This window comes from Brevibacillus sp. JNUCC-41 (assembly GCF_014844095.1).
Taxonomy (GTDB): Bacteria; Bacillota; Bacilli; order Bacillales; family DSM-1321; genus Peribacillus; species Peribacillus aracenensis.
Map to the genome: position 1 here is coordinate 2211222 of NZ_CP062163.1, position 15288 is coordinate 2226509.

The 15288-nt window shown below is 41.9% G+C and carries 8 protein-coding genes and 2 riboswitches; of the genes, 6 read left to right on the top strand and 2 right to left on the bottom strand.

Annotation, left to right across the window (positions count from 1 at the left end; translation table 11 throughout):
• Positions 1–26 precede the first annotated feature (26 nt).
• From essC to essA, 3 genes are read left to right on the top strand one after another with little or no spacing between them, the layout of a single operon-like run.
• Positions 27–4508, top strand: coding sequence for a type VII secretion protein EssC (essC, locus tag JNUCC41_RS10960; RefSeq protein ID WP_192207605.1), 4482 nt, complete (start codon positions 27–29; stop codon positions 4506–4508).
• Positions 4501–7428 carry a type VII secretion protein EsaA gene (gene esaA, locus JNUCC41_RS10965; protein WP_192207606.1) on the top strand — a complete coding sequence of 976 codons (2928 nt, stop codon included), beginning with the start codon at positions 4501–4503 and terminating at the stop codon, positions 7426–7428. Before essC ends, esaA begins: the two co-directional genes overlap by 8 nt.
• Complete coding sequence (essA, locus tag JNUCC41_RS10970; RefSeq protein WP_192207607.1) at positions 7415–7897, top strand: type VII secretion protein EssA; 483 nt, start codon at positions 7415–7417, stop codon at positions 7895–7897. Before esaA ends, essA begins: the two co-directional genes overlap by 14 nt.
• Positions 7898–8734: 837 nt before the next feature.
• Here the strand turns inward: essA and JNUCC41_RS10975 are convergent.
• Positions 8735–9685 carry an ABC transporter substrate-binding protein gene (locus JNUCC41_RS10975; RefSeq protein ID WP_192207608.1) on the bottom strand — a complete coding sequence of 317 codons (951 nt, stop codon included), beginning with the start codon at positions 9683–9685 and terminating at the stop codon, positions 8735–8737.
• Positions 9686–9688: 3 nt separating this feature from the next.
• Positions 9689–10234 (bottom strand): hypothetical protein, encoded by a 546-nt coding sequence (locus JNUCC41_RS10980; RefSeq protein WP_192207609.1) that lies wholly within the window; start codon positions 10232–10234, stop codon positions 9689–9691.
• Between the two features lie 157 nt (positions 10235–10391).
• A riboswitch (cobalamin riboswitch) is annotated at positions 10392–10611 on the bottom strand.
• A gap of 188 nt (positions 10612–10799) precedes the next feature.
• Here JNUCC41_RS10980 and JNUCC41_RS10985 point away from each other — a divergent pair.
• The 3 genes from JNUCC41_RS10985 to JNUCC41_RS10995 are packed head-to-tail and all read left to right on the top strand — an operon-like array spanning position 10800 to position 15138.
• Positions 10800–11756: an AAA family ATPase gene (locus tag JNUCC41_RS10985; RefSeq protein ID WP_192207610.1), complete on the top strand. Its 957-nt coding sequence runs from the start codon at positions 10800–10802 to the stop codon at positions 11754–11756.
• A 32-nt stretch (positions 11757–11788) separates the two neighbouring features.
• Positions 11789–12949 (top strand): DUF58 domain-containing protein, encoded by a 1161-nt coding sequence (locus JNUCC41_RS10990; RefSeq protein ID WP_192207611.1) that lies wholly within the window; start codon positions 11789–11791, stop codon positions 12947–12949.
• A complete protein-coding gene (locus tag JNUCC41_RS10995; protein ID WP_192207612.1) occupies positions 12946–15138 on the top strand; it encodes a DUF4129 domain-containing transglutaminase family protein in 2193 nt (730 codons plus the stop codon). Before JNUCC41_RS10990 ends, JNUCC41_RS10995 begins: the two co-directional genes overlap by 4 nt.
• Before the next feature lie 36 nt (positions 15139–15174).
• A riboswitch (purine riboswitch) is annotated at positions 15175–15276 on the top strand.
• The last annotated feature ends 12 nt before the right edge of the window (positions 15277–15288 follow it).

Genomic DNA, 15288 nt, shown 5'->3' on the forward strand with positions numbered 1-15288 from the left:
TGGGCCTTTTGCGGAGGTGAGATTTAATGAGTTTATTATGGATTTATTCTAAGGAGACCTACCAATCCTTTACGATCAAGGACGATCATAACGGTCCAATTACGATTGGCCCATCAAAACAGGATACGATCACGGTTTATTCCATTCCCTTTGAATATGGTTCCATCAAGCTAAAAAAACATGAAGGAATTGATGGATATGGGGTGTTTAGAGAGGGCAAGAAGCTTGGCGATGTAAAGCCATTCCAAAGCTTCACCTTTCATGAAGGAGAAGAAACGGTCGGGATTTTTTATACAGCAGGGGAATTGGAAGAAAGCCTCTATTATATAGGCAATTTGAAGGAAATCACTTTATCGGCCAAGGTGGGAGCGACTATCCGTAAAGAAGGACCAGTTTCAGGCAATGGATTTTCCTTTTTGCTTCATAAAGGGCAGTGGCTTCTCATGCCAAAGGGAAATAGCACGATATTCCTGAATGGTGAAAGGGTGACGAAGACTGTTCCCATTCAAAATGGTGATCTGATTTGCTGGCCGAATATGGTGTTGAGGTTGGTTGAAGGCGACTTATTGATGATTCACTGTGCCGAGAGCTATGAAACATCTTTATCTAAAATGAAGAAGCCAATTTCTGAAATGAAAAAAAACTATCCACAATATCGCAGGACACCAAGGATGATCTACGAATTGCCGGATGAGAAAGTGACAATATCTTTTCCGAGCCAGGAATCGGAAGATAATAATAGAGGGTTATGGCTAATCCTTATGCCACCTTTAATGATGCTAATCGTCATGGGGGTCATCACGATCATTCAGCCTCGGGGCATTTTCATCATCATATCGATTGTGATGTTCACAACGACTTTAGTTACCTCGACGGTACAATACTTTAAAGACAAAAAGAAGCAAAAATCCAGAGAAGAAAAACGTCAACGTGTATATACAAGGTATCTAGAACAGAAGAGGGAAGAATTGCAAGAGCTGTCTGAGACACAAAAGAAGGTGCTGTTCTATCATTACCCTTCCTTTGAAAGGATGAAGCTTCTCACTGAAAGTATCAGCGACCGTATATGGGAGCGAACTTTGGAAAGTGAAGATGCCCTGCACTTTAAGATCGGAACGGCGACCATACCCTCAAGTTATGAGGTATCCGTAAATAGTAGCGATATGTCCAATCGGGATATAGATGATTTACTTGAGCAGTCACAAGAACTGGTGGATGTATACAAAAACCTGGATGATCTTCCGTTATCCATCGATTTATCAAGCGGATCGATGGGCCTGGTCGGAAAGGAATCGATTGTTAAACGGGAGCTGCAACAATTGATTGGGCAACTGGCCTTTTTTCATAGTTATCATGATGTTCGATTTGTGGCCATTTTTCCGGAAAAGGATTACCAAGAATGGGAATGGATGAAATGGCTCCCTCATTTTCAATTGCCGCATGCCTATGCAAAAGGCTTTATATATAATGAGCAATCACGTGACCAGATACTGACCTCGATTTATCAGCTATTGAGGGAAAGGGATTTGGATGAGAACAAAGGGAAAGTGAGATTTACTCCCCATTTTGTCTTTATTGTCACGGATCGTAATTTAATTGCGGAGCATGTCATATTGGAATATTTAGAAGGCAAAACAGACGATTTAGGTATCTCGACGATTTTTGCAGCGGATGCAAAAGAAAGTTTGACTGAAAATGTCCATACGCTTGTGAAGTATATAAATGATCTTGAAGGTGAAATTCTCATCCAGCAAACGAAGGCCGTTCATACTCCTTTTAAACTTGATGCCCATTCAAAAGAAGGGAATGAGCGATATGCACGTACGCTGCGTTCACTAGATCATCAAAAAGGCATGAACAATTCCATACCGGAAACGGTATCATTTCTGGAATTATTGAAAGTTCGTGAAGTGGAAGATCTGCCTATTAGCCAAAACTGGCGGACCAATCAGTCTTCCAAATCCTTGGCAGTTCCCATTGGATTGAAAGGGAAAACGGATAGGGTTGAATTGAACTTGCATGAAAAGGCCCATGGCCCGCATGGATTGGTTGCTGGGACGACAGGGTCGGGGAAAAGTGAATTACTGCAAACCTACATCCTATCATTAGCCGTTCATTATCATCCGCATGAAGTTGCTTTTTTGCTCATTGATTATAAAGGTGGCGGAATGGCACAGCCATTCAGGCAGATTCCGCATCTGCTCGGAGTCATTACGAATATTGAGGGAAGCAAGAACTTCAGTGCAAGGGCATTAGCCTCCATCAATAGTGAATTGAAGAAACGCCAGCGCTTGTTCGATCGATATGAAGTCAATCATATCAACGATTACACGGACTTATACAAAGAAGGCAAAGCGGATGAACCGTTACCGCATTTATTTTTGATATCAGATGAGTTTGCGGAACTTAAAAACGAAGAACCGGATTTCATCCGTGAATTGGTGAGTACGGCGCGTATTGGACGGAGCTTGGGAGTTCATTTAATTCTTGCTACACAAAAGCCGGGCGGTGTAATTGATAACCAGATTTGGAGCAATGCCCGTTTTAAAATTTCCTTGAAAGTGCAGGATGCCAATGATAGTAAGGAAATTCTTAAAAATAGTGATGCGGCAAATATTACTGTCACCGGACGGGGATATTTACAGGTAGGAAATAACGAGGTTTATGAATTGTTCCAGTCTGCGTGGAGCGGTGCACCATATTTAGAGGATACGGTTGGATCTGAGGATGAAGTGGCACTTGTCACGGACCTCGGCCTTGTTCAAATCTCAAATGTATCGGAACAGATCACTGATAAGAAGAGAGAAAAGATTAGTGAAATTGAAGCCGTGGCAGATCGAATTGTGGCGACACAGGAAGTAATGGATATTAAGAAGCTGGCAAGCCCATGGCTGCCGCCTCTTTCAAATCGTTTATCGAGAAATGCTGAAAGAAGCTTGACGAGCAATCAATTCCACTTGGGAATGAAGGATGAGCCCGAATTGCAGAGCCAGACAAATTATGTATATAACTGGATTGAAGATGGGAATGTTGGGGTTTTTGGTTCTTCCGGATACGGCAAATCAACCACCGTTTTGACATTTCTCTTTAGTTTTGCAGATCAGTTCAGTCCAAAAGAGCTGCATTATTATATTTTCGATTTCGGGAATAGCGCTCTATTGCCAATACGACAGCTGCCTCATACAGGGGAATACTTCAGGTTCGATGAGTTAAGGAAAATTGAAAAGTTCATGTTATTCATGAAGGCGGAAATGGAAAGGCGTAAGCAGCTTTTTTCAGAAAAGGAGCTTAGTAACATAAAGCTTTATAATGCATTAGTGGAAGATAAATTGCCGATTATTTATATCGTCGTCGACAATTTCGACTTAGTGAAGGATGAGATGCAAGACCAGGAAGCGCAATTCGTTCAGTTTGCACGTGATGGACAATCACTTGGAATATTCATGATCTTAACGGCAACGAGAATCAATGCGATTCGCCAGCCGTTAATGAATAGTCTTAAGACGAAGGTCGTCCATTACTTAATGGACAGTTCGGAACAATATTCAGTTTTGGGGAGAACCCCTTATGAAAATGAACCTGTTCCGGGTAGGGCGTTGGTGAAAAAGGACCAAACCTATCTAACGCAGGTTTATCTACCAGCCGATGGTGCGGATGATATAGCCGTCTTGGAAGAAATGAAACAAGCCGTGGCAGAACATAAGGTTACATATAAGGAAACAGCCAAACCGCCTGCGATTCCGATGTTACCGGCTCATCTTGATTCCAGCAGCTTCAAGAGTTACTGCTCACAAGCCATTAAGAAGGATTCCATTCCAATCGGGCTTTCAGAGGAAAGTGTTGCACCTGTTTTCGTGGAGTTGAATTCCAATCCATTCCTGCTTGTCGTAGGACAGTCACGTAAAGGGAAAACGAATGTCCTTAAAGTGCTCTTGGAATCGATGCTTACACAGGAAATTGGGGAAATTGGTTTATTTGACGGAGTTGACCGTGGTCTATCCTCTTATGCTATAGAGGAGAAGGTGAGCTATGTGGAAACAAAAGATCAGATAACCGAATGGCTCGATCATATCTCTGAAATCTTTGAAGAACGTGAAAGAAGTTATCTAGCAGCATTGGAAAATAAATCGATGAAGCAACTGGAATTCCCACGGATCATGTTTGTCATAGATAGCATTTCAAGGATCCAGCAAACGATAGACGGCAGGATTCAGGATAGGATCAGCAGTTTGATGAAACAGTACAGCCATCTCGGGTTTAGTCTGATTGTCGCTGGAAATGCCAACGACTTCACGAAGGGGTATGACTCTTTGACTACCGAATTGAAACAAGTCAGACAGGCTGTTTTGCTTATTAAAAAATCGGACCAAAGCTTGTATACCCTCTCCTATTCCAGAAAAGAAGAAGAAATACAGCCGGGTTACGGATACTTTGTGCTGAATGGCCAGGAGAGTAAAATCCAAATACCACTAAGTGAAGAAAGAAGGAGAGTGCAAGAAAGTGTCTGAAAAAATAAAACCGATGCTATTAATCGGTAAAATACTGGTGATCTTAGCGCTGCCGATCTTGTTTTTTTCTTATATTGGACAAAATCCAATGAAAAAGACAGAAACGGCTTCTCGTGAAATCGCCATTGTAAATGAAGATAATGGCACTGAATTTAATAATAATCCTATTTTCGTGGGCTCAGAGCTTGTTACTACATTGGACAAGGATTCTGAATATCAGTGGTTTGTGGTTAATAGAAGCACGGCGGAAAGTGGGCTTGCAAATGAAAAGTATGATGCAGTTATATATTTTCCATCCGATTTTTCAGAGAATATTTATACGTTCGATGATGAACAGCCTGTCAAGGCGGGGATAAAGTACAAGGTACAACCTAGTTTGAATGCAGAGAACATGGAAAAGGTGCAAAAGGAATTAGAGAAGACAAAGAGTAAAATGAATAAGCATATTTCAACACAGTATTGGAGCTATGTTTCCCAATCGGTAGAGGACATCCGTAAGAAGTTCGATAATGTCCTTGCTAAAGAAATCGCTTTTCAAAACACGATGTATGAGTTTTATACTCCAAGCTCAGAAAGCCTTGCCGGCGAAATCAAGCAGCATAAGGACATGCTTGAAGGAGTCTTTACCCAAACGAAGGATGCTGGCAAAACGAGTAATGAAACAATGGATGAAATAGGGAACACCAAGACTCAAATGGCTTCCTTTGTAGAAGATGTAGTTTCTTTTGAGGAATATCAAAAAGCTCAAAGTATTCTTTTTGAGAAGGCTTCGGCTCAAAATCAGCAACTTGTCAACGAGAGTGTTCAATCATATGACAAGGTGCTGAATGAGGGGAACCAGTCGATACCGGAGATTCAGCAAGGGATGAATACGAAATACAGCCTTAATGATCAAGGCATTAGTGAGAATGTTGGTATCATGCAGCAGAAGATCGATTCCAGCAGTAATGAATTGGAACAATTTTCGACAAGCATGAAAGACAAACAAGTAGAACAAATTACGAAAATCACCCAAGAACAACAAAGCTCGATTGAACGATTGAAACAATCGGAAGAGGCGGGTCTTGATAACCTACAGTCTACCTTGCTTGTGCAAAGAGGAAATCTTGCAAGCAGCTCTGGTGATGGGGAGGTCATTGGTGAAGGAACGACGCCTATAGAAGATATCGAAACGGAAACGGGCAAAGATGAATCGGTTGCTGCACCTGAAAAGAAGGACCCGATTGATGAACTGTCGCTACAGGTACTGCTGGATCAAATCACTGGGATTAACATGGCACTTGAAAGTTTGGTGCCGGCAGAAGGAAGTGAAGGAGCTGCTGAACAAATCAACATCCTTACAGCAGAACTCCAAACGGAAATCAATAATCTCAGCGGAACGGTAAACGGAAGGACAGGAAATTATAACCAATTGATAACTGAGTTTAATACACTGGTAGATTCGTATAATGAGCTGCTGGCACAGTTTACGCAATTACAAGCTGATTATAATGAACTCGGCACGAATTATAAGGATTTAGGTGACCAATGGAAAAAGTCACAGGAAGATATTCAAAAATTACAGGACATCCAGAGTATGACAATCGATGAAGCCATAGCAGAAATCAAGACTCTCGAACAGTCACTTCTTGGAAAAGTGGGGGGAGAAAGGCGAGCGGTGCTGGTGAGGGCCTTTGAGAATCCTATCACCAATCGGGATTCAACCACCCTCCTTGCCTATTACGGTTCACTCTCATCTTATGGGGAATTGGCTGAAAGAGTCACGGAAGCAAATGTAGATAAGGTATTTGCAGCCAATATAAAAGAATTGGAAAACTTGAAAAGTGGGGTTTCCGGAAACGTAGATGAAGAAGCGAAACTCGTTAAAGCCAGCTTAGCAGGAGTCAATGAGAACTTCGGCATGTTCTCAGATTCAATTAAGGGGTATATGAAAGAATATGATGCCAACGTAGAAACCGGGCAGAAAGCCACTTTAGCTGAATTAGCCGCAATTACCGGCAAGGCTCAAGAAGTGTCTGCCAATTTGTCTGATCATATGGAAGTTCCTGAAATGGAGGCTGAACCTCCAGTTAATCTTGATGGAGAAATGTTTGTATCACTTCAAGACAATACGGCAACAACTGTCGGCTTCATTTCCGAACTTGTCAATTCTGTAGCGGAACGACAGGACACGGTCACGAAGGATACTGCGGACCTGCAAGCGAAAGTGGGGTCAGTTCAGGAAAGGGCCGATCAGCTTAATGACAATTGGTCCCAAAATGTGGACTCAACCGAAAGAATCAAGACGGACGTATATAGTGTCTTGAACAATACTCTAGTCGATGATCAGCAGAATGGGTATGTGTACGAATATTTAGCGAATCCCGTACAAATCAGCGGGGAAGTCCTTCATCAGGAAAAGGTTAATATTCCGCCGATCGTCATGTTGGTGATCATTCTCATCTCTGGGTTATTGATTGGTTTCTTCCTGCATCATTATGAAACCATTCCAATGATGGTCCATGCGGCCTTGTTTACCTTATTGAACCTGATCGTAGGTTTAATCATCAGCATGTATGGTTTGAAGATCTATCCGCTGGGAGATATGCAGGAGATTAAATGGACCGTATTCACCGTCCTGCTTTTATTCTTCTGTGCAGCGTTTACCAGACTGGCGTTCTCGATTGGGCCGTTTGTCGGTGCTATCCTGGTGATTGGTTTGATCAGTTTCTTTACCATTCCATTATTGGATTTAATCATGCCTAATTTCAATGTAGACCACCCGGTTGCGGACGTATACATGTCCATACAATTCGGTAATCAGTCGGCATTCATTCCGGCTAGTATCATCTTGATTGTGCTGACGCTTATTGCAACGATCATTCCATATATAGTGAAGCGTCTTACAGAAAGAAGAGCAATGGCCCATGAAGTGGAATAAATATGTAATGCCTGTCTTGCTCATCCTGTTTTTTAGCCATGCACCTCATGGCGGGGCGGTAGAGGAACCCATGGTGGAGCCCAATGAATATCAAGAAAAGGAAATTGATATTCAAACGGAGTATTTCCATGAAGAAGGATTGTTGGAACAGAAGCGGAAACTGCCTGAAGAACAAAAGGACCTCACTTTTGAAAGAGGGAAATATGATGCCGTTGACTCGGTGAAGGACTCACTGTTTCTGTCTCCTGTAATGGAGAATCAGAATAATACCATCGCTTCAAAATCAGAACAGCTTGGATTATTCTCGGAAGTCGCCATTCGAACGAGAAGCGAAGAAGAAATAGAGCCTTCCCTTAATTTTGACCTGACGATATTGCTCGGCATCGTTTTGGCACTTTTGGTCGTTTGTTTGTTTTTTATCCTTATCCCGAAAATGGGGAAGCTGAATGGAGATGTTAATCGAAAATGAAAACAGCCCGATTCCTGGCATAAGTTTGGAATCGGGCTGTTTTGCTACATATCCATAACGGTTTTAATAAGCCCTAAAAGAAGGGCGGCTGCGATGATTAAAATGAAAAATTTTTTATACATGATCAGTACCTCTTATATTTTATGAGTGGATTGCGTTCATTTTAGCATAAACAAGACAGAAATGAGGTTTCCTTAAAATGTACAGATCGGTGGGGCGTGGCTTCAATGTCCAGATATCGGTGCGGAAAATTATGAAAAGGTGGACCATTTATTGAAGTTTGCCTGCCGTTTTTTTATGGCTTGTACAATTTGGACATTGATTTCCGCTAAGGAAACTCGCTTTTCGCGGGTGGTCAGGGAGCCTCCTCGGCTTGCGCCTGCTGGGTCTCCTTAGGCGCGCATTTCTAAGCAGGAGTCTCGTACCTTATAACATTTAGATAGTAACCATACCTGAGGACTGGCGGGCGTATGTTTCAGATGCATATCATCTGCGTAATCATCATGGTGTAAAAAATGGATATCCGAAATACAAAAAACAATTTGGCATGTATTCGCAGATGCAAATGAAAAGCATGGTATTCGTTGGATTACATTAAGGGGACTTAAAAATAGTCGATACAGACGATGCTCATTTCGCTTTCAATAATTAAAAGAAGATGGCCCATAGGACATGGCAAGGTTCAAAAATGGCTTAACATAGTCGATGTAGAGCCTAATTCTCTTAAACCTGGCCCAAATTGGTGTTTCTAAAAGGGGTTCAGAATTTTTTAATTCCGAACCCCTTTTGACTACAAACTTAGATGCGCCGATTAATTGGCGCATCCCTCTTATCGTGTTATTTGAACAAGTCAGGATAGACAGTCTTTGCTGCGAGTTCAACAGCTTCCCCAATCCTTGGTCCAGGACGTGACATGATATTTTCATCAAGTAAATGGACTTCATCGTTCTTCACCGCATCGATATCTACCCAGCCCTTACGCGATTTAATTTCACCAATGGCATCATCTGCATACGTGGCCGTGGTGATGATGGATTTAGGGTTCCTTTTGACGATTTCTTCATCGGATACTTTAACCCAGCCTTTTTGGTCATCAAAGATGTTTTTTATGCCGGCAGTGTCCAGGATTTCATTTTGGAAGGTCTCCGATCCTGTTGTATAGATTTCCGGAGCAGGGCTAATTTCAAAGTATGTTTGCTCCTTTTCATCTACAGTTTTCACTTTTTCTTGGACATTTGTAATTTGGGATTTGATATCTTTCACTAATTCATCCCCTTTTTCGGCTACACCCATCACTTTAGCAATCTGCCCGATATCACCATATACATCATCGAAATTTGCCGCAGATTTAATGATGAATACAGGGATGCCGGCATCTTCAAGTGGTTTCAGTGCCGTTTCATCCCCAATGGAATAAGCGATGATGGCATCAGGTTTCAAGGCAATGATTTTTTCTGCATTGATGTTAACGGAGTCTGAAACATGTTCGATATCCTTCGCTTCCTCTGGATAATTATCAAAGTCGGTCACGCCAACGACTTTATCACCCTGTTCAAGGGCAAATAAGATTTCCGTATTGCTTGGCTGAAGTGAAACGACCTTTTCCGGGATTTTCTCGAATTTTATTTTTTTACCAGAATCATCCGTAACGGTATAGTCCTTGATATCTTCGACCTTTTTACTATCTTTATTATCCTTTGAGGATTGATCATCGTTCACTCCGCATCCGGTGAGGAAAAGCGTAAGCATCAGCATGGAAATCCAACTGAATCCTAGGGTTCTCTTCATTATTTATTCCTCCGTTTTCTTTTTCATTGGTTTGGTTGGGTATGATTTACTTATAAAAGGAATCTCCTCGATCCCCTGTTGCTTATTGACGTAGACTGCCATCACAAATAATACATTTGCAAGCAAGTGAGCGTAATCAAAAAGAATTCCTGGAATTTCCTTTTCTAGACTTACCTTGTGTAAAGCGCGCACGGACTTTTTGGCCTCACTGCGGCAAGTATGCAAAGTACATGCTGCGGTTGATCCTTGTGGAAGGACGAATGTTTCGATTCGATCCCTCACTTCAGCGACATATCGGTCGTAGATTGCACTTAAGCGGTCGAGATCATCGCCGGTAATGGCTAAAACCCCACGGACTGAGCCGTTTAAATGGTAAACCATGGGCAATAATTCCATTAAGTCATAGTATACATCGGGGACGTCCTCAGTAAGTGAGGCGGCCAAGCCGATCTGTGTCGTCAATGAGTCTGTGCGGATTTCAAAATCGACGGTCGATACTGACTCACGCATGTATGGGTAGCATAAAAAACGAAAGTCTTTCTTTGCCATAAATCTTCCTCCTTTTACGTATTGGGTGAATGACCTCCGTATTGCTTTTCCCAGCAAGACAAATAGCCGACCAAGAGTTTTGGTCGGCTTCGGGCATCTATATATCTGTAGTAGAAAAAGATGGGAGAGCCGTACAATCTCCTATCTTCCGAAGAGCATAATACGATGAAAAAAGGCAGGTCTCCTGGCTTGTGCGTCATTTTACTCTAAGAACCTTCCCATTTGGGTTAAATGGCCGGTAGTCGGCGAGCGATTACATCCTCAAATAGTGGTAAACATCTTATTTCATTAGCACTTACAGTTGCGGAAACAGCTTCGGTTTTAAACCGAATTCCCTATTAAGCTGACAATGCAGCACCATTTTCTGCAAGATTCATATTCACTTAGCAACAGTTTACCATACCTTTTTCAATAGACTGCATTAATATTTTTAGACAAATTCGTTTATGGTTTACCGAATATCTAGTAAACTTACAATGTAAGGTTTAATTGGTGCTTAATGTAAAATTTTGATATAGAAAAGGTATGAAATAATGGTGATACTGTGAATCCCGGGAGGTAGAGAATGAATTATAAGCAAGTCAATCAAAAACTGGAAATCGTTCTGGGGAATATCGAAAAGGTGATTATCGGAAAACGGGATATAGCAGAACTAAGTATCGTGGCACTCCTTTCCGGTGGACATGTTTTATTGGAGGATGTTCCGGGCGTGGGGAAGACAGTCATGGTAAGGGCACTGGCAAAATCTATAGGTGCAAGCTTTAAGAGAATTCAATTCACACCTGATTTACTTCCTTCTGATGTTACTGGTGTTTCGATCTTCAATCCTAAGGAACAAGAATTCATTTTTAGGCCAGGTCCGATAATGGGACATATTATTTTAGCCGATGAAATTAACCGGACCTCGCCGAAAACTCAGTCTGCATTACTTGAAGCCATGGAAGAGGCAAGCGTGACGATTGATGGTGTCACAAGGAGATTGGAGAAGCCGTTCTTCGTAATGGCGACACAAAATCCGATCGAATACGAGGGGACGTATCCGCTTCCGGAGGCTCAATTGGATAGATTCCTATTAAAAATGAAAATGGGCTATCCGGGTGTGGGAGAAGAGATAGAGGTTCTTAATAGAGCTCAATACACGGTACCGCTTGATGAGCTGGAAGCCGTCATCACCTTGGATGAATTGATAGAATTACAGGCTGAGGTAAAAGCTGTGATAGTGGATGACACAATAAAACGATATATTGTTGAATTGGCGAATCGAACACGTACGCATGAAGGGGTCTATTTAGGTGTAAGCCCGCGTGGATCGATAGCCTTGATGAAGGCAGCCCAGGCTTACGCGCTGGTCCAGGGCAGGGACTATGTTCTGCCGGACGATGTTCAATATTTGGTTCCATTCGTATTTTCCCACCGGCTTATTTTGAAACCTGAAGCGAAGTATGATGGCTTCGATGCTGGAATGGTGATACATGAAGTTGTGGCGACAACACAGGTACCTGTAAAGCGGGCTATGACCTAATGCGCAAATTCATCAACATTTTAAGGGGAAATATGAGTGTGGTCGGACTTGTATTACTCATGACCGTTTCCTTTTGCTATGCAATGTTTCAAGGTGGTTTTGTCAGTTGGTTCATTTTTTATTCATTTTTGCCGTTTTCTGTGTACGCTTTGATTCTGCTGTTTTATCCGCTGCATGATTTGATCGTTGAGAGAAAGGTCAATAAAAGGGAATGTCAGGCCGGCGAATCTGTTGAAATAGCATTGACGTTTATCCGTAAAAACCGGCTGCCCCTATTATTTATGGTGGTAGAGGAGGAATTCCCTCAGCGTCTGGAAGATAGGGGATTCCAAAGGAAAGTCATTATCTTTCCGGGATTCAGGCGTACCTTCAGCATGTCATATACCTTGGAAGACATGGAGCGTGGAGAGCATTCATTTCAATCGATCCGCTTTTGGGTTGGGGATTTTTTCGGGTTAGTCGAAAAGGAAGCGATATATAGTTCACCTCTGAAAATAACTGTTTTTCCTCGTTATCATGAGCTTGCCTACAGTGGTATTGATCGAGTGTTCAATCAGGGGGCAGTGGTTTCAACAAAGAAAACACAACGGGAACATTCAGTGGTATCCGGAGTAAGGGAATATCAGCCAGGCGATCAGTTGTCATGGATTAATTGGAAGGCGACGGCCAGAACGAGTGAAATCATGACGAAGGAATTCGAAGTGCAGAAAAACCGGGATGTATTCATCATGCTTGATGTAAAGCCGTCGGATTTATTCGAAGAATCCATTGTAATGGCGGCTTCCGTTGCTCACGCCATGTTAAAGAAAGGCATGGAAATTGGGTATGTGAGTATGGGGTCGAGGATGATCATACCGGCAGCAGCAGGCAATAACCAGAAACGAAAGATTTTTTACAGACTTGTTAAAGAAGAGCCGAGTGTTGTAAACGCATTAAATGAAAATGTCAGGAAGGGAATTCTTCCGGCAAACGCTGCTGTGATATTCATCGTTTCAGACTTAACTTTAGAAAAGGTGGACATATTGAGTGCTTTCCAGCCTAATCAGGGATTAATGTTATGTGTTAAGAAACAGGCAAATCTTACTGATGAGGAAAGGTTATCAAGTTCTACAGCTGTTTCGAGGGGGATGAAGGTTAGCTTTTTTGAACAGGGCCAACTAAAGTTTGATAGATCAGAGGTGATGGCAAAGTGAATGTCACTACCGAAAAGTTGGAAGGATACATGCATGTCTTGATGTATGTATTTGGTCTGTTGTTGATTACTGAATGGTTAAGGCCTGTCGATAAACTCACCGATACAGGTAATATCATCATTTTTATTTTATTTTTGCTCTTTTCCCTGCTGCTGCATTATTTCCGCCTACATTGGTCAATCCGAGTTATTCTCAATAGTGCTTATATAATGATTTCATTACAGTTCCTCCATTTAAACGACGCTTTATTTCAATTGTCATGGCTGAAAGGATTTCTAGCGGATTTTAAGGGCAATCTTGGTTTCATATATGATGGGAATTGGGAGTTGATCACAAATCCATTTCGAACGTTGTTATTTTTTGTCCTTCTTTGGCTTGTAACATACTTGATCCATTACTGGGTGATGGTGAGGCAAAGCATCTTTTTCTTTTTTATGTTAACGGTGATTTTTATATCTGTACTAGACACATTCACTCCTTATGCGGGGGATATGGCAATGATTAGAATAATCATCATCGGCTTCTTGATGCTAGGCCTGCTGTCCCTGCTGCGTCTGACGATACAGGAGAGGATCAAGTTTCAGATGGCTTCCATCAATAAGTGGATCTTGATGCTGACCGGCATGATATTGGTAAGTGTCCTTGTTGGTTTCGCTGCCCCGAAGCTCTCTCCGCAGTGGCCGGACCCGGTGCCTTATATTACTTCTTATTCTGATAAAGCGGGGAAAGAAGAAGGCGGTTCGAAGCGTAAAAGTGTGGGATATGATGAAGACGATTCGGCGCTTGGCGGTTCGATAGAGCCGGATAGTTCCATCGTTTTTTATAATAATGCTCCTGCAGGACATTACTGGAAAGTCGAGAACAAGGATATTTATACCGGTAAAGGGTGGGATTCCATACTGGAAACGGACTTTCACACTTTTTCCAACGGACAGGATATGGCATCTTTAGGTCTTCACGACGTTACTGAAGTGGTGAGGACAGAAGGAATGACGGCAAATGTGTCCATGATGGAATCATATTCCCATATCCTTCATCCGCAATCCGGGTATTTAAAAAAGATTGAGGCCAAAAACGGGAAGGATTTCAAATATTATCAGGGAATGGACAAAGTTATTTCCGAACAGGATAATGGCGAACGACTTTCCCTGAAAGAGTATGAGCTTAGCTATGATATGCAGAGTTTTGATATAGCTGAGTTAAGGAAGGTAACGGATCCCGACGGGTCGATGGATTTAATAATGGAAAAAAACACTCAGCTTCCAGAGGGTTTGCCAAACCGGATATATGAATTGGCATCCCGGCTTATAAGAAATGAAACGAATTGGTACGATAAAGCAAAAGCCATTGAGGATTATTTTGACGGACCTGAATTCATTTATTCTAAGGATGATGTTCCCTATCCGGAGAGCAATCAAGATTATGTCGATCAATTCTTATTCGAGACACAGATAGGGTATTGTGATAATTTTTCAAGTGCAATGGTCGTTTTACTAAGAGCCGCCAATATGCCTGCAAGGTGGGTAAAGGGTTATACGGAAGGGGAAAAATCAATCCTTGATGGCGAATCCGTTTATAAGGTGACCAATAATAATGCGCATTCCTGGGTCGAGGTTTATTTTGCAGGGATAGGCTGGGTTCCCTTCGAGCCGACAAAGGGTTTTGATGGGGAAGTTGAATTTTACGATTCGGAATGGAAACAGGAAGTGAAGAACACTGAAGAAACCCCAATTAATAAAGAGCAAACAAGGAAAGAGGCCAAGGAACGTCATGATACACCTGATAGGGAAACTCGATCCCCCTTGAAAACAGGGAACATGGAATGGTTCTTAAAATGGACTGCCATCACACTGTCAGGTGTAATGATACTTGCTTCTATTGGTTATTTCTTCAGAAGGAAGTGGATTCCCCATCTGCAGATTCTTCGTTATAGAAAGAAAACCGGTGCTCATTTCTCGACTGCCTATTTAATATTATTGAAACAGTTAAAACGAGCTGGTTTGGTTCGTCCGGAGGGGCAAACTTTAAGGGAGTACGCCGCCTATGTGGATGCAGTGTACGATACGGATGAGATGAGTGAATTAACGGCTAAATACGAGATAATGATATATCGTGGAGACGTGGAAGATGGCGAATGGAAACACTTTCAAAAGGGTTGGGAAAGTTTAATGAGAAAAACTAGCTCTTGACCAGGTTTTTATTATATTGATACAATAACAAAAACTAACTTAAACTAATATATCCTTCATATATCCTCGATAATATGGATCGAAAGTTTCTACCGAATCACCGTAAATGATTTGACTATGAAGGCGGATTTTAACAGGAAAGCTGAAAAT

Excerpts from the sequence above, each read along its gene's own strand:
- essA (WP_192207607.1), top strand. The coding sequence starts at position 7,415 with ATGAAGTGGAATAAATATGTAATGCCTGTCTTGCTCATCCTGTTTTTT.
- JNUCC41_RS10990 (WP_192207611.1), top strand. The coding sequence starts at position 11,789 with ATGAGTGTGGTCGGACTTGTATTACTCATGACCGTTTCCTTTTGCTAT.
- JNUCC41_RS10975 (WP_192207608.1), bottom strand. The coding sequence starts at position 9,685 with ATGAAGAGAACCCTAGGATTCAGTTGGATTTCCATGCTGATGCTTACG.
- JNUCC41_RS10985 (WP_192207610.1), top strand. The coding sequence starts at position 10,800 with ATGAATTATAAGCAAGTCAATCAAAAACTGGAAATCGTTCTGGGGAAT.
- JNUCC41_RS10980 (WP_192207609.1), bottom strand. The coding sequence starts at position 10,234 with ATGGCAAAGAAAGACTTTCGTTTTTTATGCTACCCATACATGCGTGAG.
- essC (WP_192207605.1), top strand. The coding sequence starts at position 27 with ATGAGTTTATTATGGATTTATTCTAAGGAGACCTACCAATCCTTTACG.